General features: G+C 74.0%; 1 protein-coding gene. It reads left to right on the top strand.

Translation table 11 applies throughout. The annotated features are described in order from the left end of the window. A partial coding sequence (locus H1A17_RS33265) for a non-ribosomal peptide synthetase (protein ID WP_194823744.1) occupies window positions 1–5,307 on the top strand: 5,307 nt, incomplete at both ends.

The raw sequence follows: 5,307 nt of genomic DNA, 5'->3' as shown, positions 1-5,307 counted from the left end.
CACTGATCAACCTCGACACCACCGACCTCACCGGACACCCCACCACCGCCCCCGACCCCGGCACCCGCCCCGACCACCTCGCCTACGTCATCCACACCTCCGGCTCCACCGGCCGCCCCAAGGGCGTCATGGTCACCCACGCCAACGTGACCCGGCTCTTCTCCGCCACGGCCGGCTGGTTCGACTTCGGCCCGACCGACGTGTGGAGCCTCCTGCACTCCTTCGCGTTCGACTTCTCGGTGTGGGAGATCTGGGGAGCGCTGCTGCACGGCGGCCGACTGGTGATCGTCCCCCGGCTCACCACCCGCTCCCCCGCCGACGTCCACCGGCTCCTGTGCGACGAGGGCGTGACCGTCCTCAACCAGACCCCCAGCGCGTTCCGCGGCCTGATCGCCGCGCAGGCCGACAGCGGCCGGCCCCACCGGCTACGCACGGTGGTCTTCGGCGGCGAGGCGCTGGACCCGACGATGCTGCGCCCCTGGTACGCCGACCCCCGCAACCGCGACACCGAACTGGTCAACATGTACGGCATCACCGAGACGACCGTGCACGTGACCTACCGGCCGTTGACCCCGGCCGACGCCGAACGCGCGGGCGTGAGCCCGATCGGGCGGCCCCTGGGGGACCTGCGCCTCTACGTGCTCGACGGGCGGGGTGAACCGGTGCCACCCGGGGTCGTCGGTGAACTGCACGTCGGCGGTGCCGGGGTCGCCCGCGGCTACCTCAACCGTCCCGCCCTGACCGCGCAACGCTTCCGGCCCGACCCGTTCGTGGCCGGGGACCGGCTCTACGTCACCGGTGACCTCGTCCGCCACCGCCCCGACGGCAGCCTCGAATACGTGGGCCGCAACGACTCGCAGGTGCAGATCCGGGGCTACCGCGTCGAGCTGGGCGAAATCGAGGCCCGCCTGGCCGCCTGCCCGGGCGTCCGCGACGCGGTCGTGACGGTCACGACCGACACCACGGGGGAGCCGCGACTGGTCGGCTACTTCACCGCGTCGGTGCGTCGGCTGACCGCCGAGGCGCTGCGCACCCGACTGGCCGCCGTCCTGCCGGAGCACATGGTGCCCGCCGCGTACGTGCGGGTCGCCGAGTGGCCGCTCACCCCCAACGGCAAACTCGACCACCGGGCGCTGCCCACCCCGGACGGGTCGGCCTTCGCCGCCCCCGACTACACCGCACCGGTCGGCGCGGTGGAGCAGACGCTCGCGGCCATCTGGGCGCAGGTGCTCGGCGTCGAACGGGTCGGCCGGCACGACAACTTCTTCGCGTTGGGCGGGCACTCGCTGCTGGCCCTGCGGGTGCTGGAGCGGATGCGCCGGCAGGGCCTCACGGCGGACGTCCGCACCTTCTTCGGGGCACCGGTCCTGGCCGACCTGGCCGCCGCGGTCGGTGCCGACGCGGACCGGGCCGACGAGACCGGGCAGCCCATCCCGGCCGGCTGCGAACGGATCACTCCGGACCTGCTGCCGCTGGTCCGGCTCAGCCAGCCGGAGATCGACACGGTCGTCGCCACGGTCGCCGGCGGGGCCCCGAACGTGCAGGACATCTACCCGCTGGCCCCGGTGCAGGAGGGGATGCTCTTCCACCACCTGATGGCCCGCGACCGTGACCCCTACCTGGTCACCACCGTCCTGCGCTTCGCCGACCGGCACCGGCTGGACCGCTACCGCAGCGCGCTGGAGTCGGTGATCGCCCGGCACGACGTGCTGCGTACCGGGGTGGTGTGGCACGGGATCACCGAGCCGGTGCAGGTGGTGTGGCGGCGGGCCGCCCTGCCGGTGGAGGAGGTCCCGCTCGACCCGGCGGGCGACGACCCGCTGCGGCAGCTCCGCGAGCACGTCGACCAGCGGTACGGTCGGCTCCCCCTCGACCGGGCGCCCCTGCTGCGGCTGCTGGTCGCCCGCGACCCCCGCGACGGCGGGTGGCTGGCCGTGGAGCTGATCCACCACATCATCGACGACAACACCTCACTCAAACAGCTCCGGGCCGAGGTCCACGCGTACCTCGCCGGCGCGGGCGACCGGCTGCCCCGGCCGCTGCCCTTCCGCGACTTCGTCGCCCGGATCCGCCACGACACCGACCGGGCCGGGCAGGAGACGTTCTTCCGCCGGATGCTCTCCGACGTCGACAGCCCGACCGTGCCCTTCGGCCTGCGCGACATCCACGGCGACGGGCACAGCATGCGCGACGCCCGGGTACGGCTCGGCACGGCGCTGACCCGGCGACTGCGGCACCGGGCCCAGACCCTCCAGGTCGGGGTGACCAGCCTCTTCCACGTCGCCTGGGGGCAGGTGCTGGCCCGGGCCAGCGGCCGGCCCGACGTCGTGTTCGGCACCGTGCTCTCCGGCCGCCTCGACGGCGGCGCGGGCAACGACCGGATCCTCGGGCCGTTCCTCAACACGCTCCCTCTGCGGATCACCCTCGACCACACCGGCGCCGCGGACTGCGTGCGGCGCACCCACGAGACGCTGACCGGGTTGATCCGCTACGAGCACGCGTCGCTGGCGTCGGCGCAGTCGTGCAGCGCGGTGGCACCCCCGGCGCCCCTGTTCACCGCCCTGCTCAACTACCGCCACGCCGAGGTGCTCGCCGAGTCGGACCTTCCCACGCCGGCCCCCGACGCCGACGACCTGACCTACCTGACCGCGCAGGAACGCGGCAACTACCCGCTCGCCCTGGACGTCGACGACCTGGGTGACGACGTCGTGCTGACCGTCGCCGCCGCGACCGGGGTGACGCCCGAGCGGGTCTGCGCGATGGTCGAGCGGGCGTTGCACACGCTGGCCGACGCGCTGGAGCGGACCCCGGACGCCACGGTGGCCGGGCTGGACGTGCTGCCGCCCGGCGAACGACGCCGGCTGGTGGAGGAGGGCAACGACGCCACGGTGGCGTACCCGCCGGGGCGCTGCGTGCACCATCTCGTCGAGGCCCAGGCGGCCCGCGACCCGGACGCGGTGGCCCTCGTCCTCGACGACGAGCGGCTCAGCTACGGCGAGTTGAACGGCCGGGCCAACCGGCTGGCCCACCACCTGCGCGCCCGGGGCGTCGGCCCGGACCGGCTGGTGGCGATCTGCGTCGAACGGTCACCGGACTCGGTGGTGGCACTGCTGGCGGTCCTCAAGGCAGGGGGCGCCTACCTTCCGCTCGACCCGGCGTACCCGGTCGACCGGCTCGCCGCCATGCTGCGTGACAGCACGCCGGTGGCGGCGCTGACCCACGGCCCCGCCCGCGAGCGGCTGCACGCCGCGCTGACCGGAATCGACACCCCGGTGGTCGACCTGGACCTCGACGCGACGGCGTGGGCGCGGGGGCCGGCGTCCGATCCGGTCGTCGACGGGCTGGCCGACCACCACCTGGCGTACGTGATCTACACCTCCGGCACCTCCGGCACCGCCAACGGGGTGCTGGTCGAGCACCGGCAGCTGATGGCCGTCGCCGCCGCCTGGGAGCACCTGTTCGACCTGCGTCCGGGTCTGGTGCACCTGCAGATGGCGAGTTTCTCGTTCGACGTCTTCACCGCCGACGTGGTGCGGGCGCTCGGTTTCGGCGGGCGGTTGGTGCTCTGCCCGCGTCCGCTGCTGCTGGACAGCGCCGGCCTGGACGCCCTGCTGCGCCGGCACGACGTGGACTTCGCCGACTTCGTGCCGGCGGTGCTCATCCCGCTGCTGGCCCACCTGGGGTCGACCGGGGGCAGCCTCGCCGGGCTGGAGACGGTCGTCTGCGGTTCGGACGCCTGGACCGCCGCCAACGCCGCCCAGCTACGCGCCGTGTGCGGCCCCCGGGTGCGCATCGTCAACGCGTACGGCGTCACCGAGGCGGCCGTCGACAGCACCTGCTACGTGCTCCCGACCGACGGCCTCGACGAGGCGACCTGCCTGCCGATCGGCCGGCCGCTGCCCAACGTGCGGGTCTACCTGCTCGACGCCGAGGGTGAGCCGGTCCCCGACGGGGTGGTGGGTGAGATCCACATCGGCGGGGCGGGCGTGGCCCGTGGCTACCTGAACCGGCCGGAGCTGACCGCCCGACGTTTCCACGCCAGCGCGTTCGTGCCGGGTGAACGGCTCTACCGCAGCGGTGACCTGGGGCGTCGCCTGCCGGACGGGAACCTGGAGTTCCTCGGCCGTGACGACTTCCAGGTGAAGATCCGGGGCTTCCGCGTCGAGTTGGGTGAGGTCGAGGCCCGGTTGGCGGCCGTCGAGGGGGTGCGGGAGGCGGTCGTCGTGGCGCGCCCGGACGCCGGCGGCCACCAGCGGCTCGTCGCGTACGTGCTGGCCGGGTCGTCGGTGCCGGACGCCGCCCGGTTACGTGACCGGCTCGCCGGTGAACTACCCGACCACATGGTGCCCGCGGCGTACGTGCGGCTGGCCGCGTGGCCGCTGACCCCCAACGGCAAGCTCGACCGGGCGGCGCTGCCGGCACCGGACGGGGAGGCGTTCGGGCAGCGGGGGCACGTCGAGCCGGTCGGCCTGCTGGAGAGCATGGTCGCCGGCCTGTGGGCCGAGGTGCTGGGGCTGGAGCGGGTCGGCCGGCACGACGACTTCTTCGCCCTGGGCGGCCACTCGCTGCTGGCCATGCGGCTGGTGGCCAGGATCCGGCAGGTGCTGGGGCGGGAGGTGTCACCGGCGGCGCTGTTCGCGGCGCCGACCCTCGGTGCCTTCGTCGCCCGGCTGACCCCGGACGGCCGCGACGTGCTGCCGCCGATCCACCCGGCCGACCGCAGCGCCCCGCTGGAGCTGTCCTTCGCGCAGCAACGGTTGTGGTTCCTGGAGCGGCTCGGCGGGCTCGGCCACACCTACCACATGCCGCTGGCCCTGGAGCTGGCCGGCTGGCTCGACCGGGACGCGTTGCGGGCCGCCCTGGACGCCCTGGTGGCCCGGCACGAGGCGCTGCGTACCCGGTTCGTGCCCGCCGGGGCCGAGGTCCACCAGCACATCGACCCGCCCGGCACCGGGTTCACCCTGCACACCCATGACCTCACCGGAGCACCCGACGCCGGCACCGCCCTGGCCCGCCTCCAGGACGAGGAGTTCACCGCCCCGTTCGATCTGACCACCGGTCCCCTGATCCGGGGCCGCCTGGTCACCCTCGCCCCGGACCGGCACGTCCTGCTCGTCACGATGCACCACGTGGTCTCCGACGGCTGGTCCGTCGGCGTCCTGATCCGCGATCTGGGGGCGCTCTACGCCGCCCGTCACGACGGTCGTCCCGACCCGCTGCCACCCCTGCCCGTCCAGTACGCCGACTACGCCACCTGGCAACACCAATGGCTCACCGACGACACCCTCAAACACCAAGAAAACTACT

Origin of the sequence: Micromonospora sp. S-DT3-3-22, assembly GCF_015354745.1 — a bacterium.
GTDB lineage: Bacteria > Actinomycetota > Actinomycetes > Mycobacteriales > Micromonosporaceae > Micromonospora > Micromonospora wenchangensis.
This window is presented reverse-complemented; position numbering and strand designations above follow the sequence as displayed.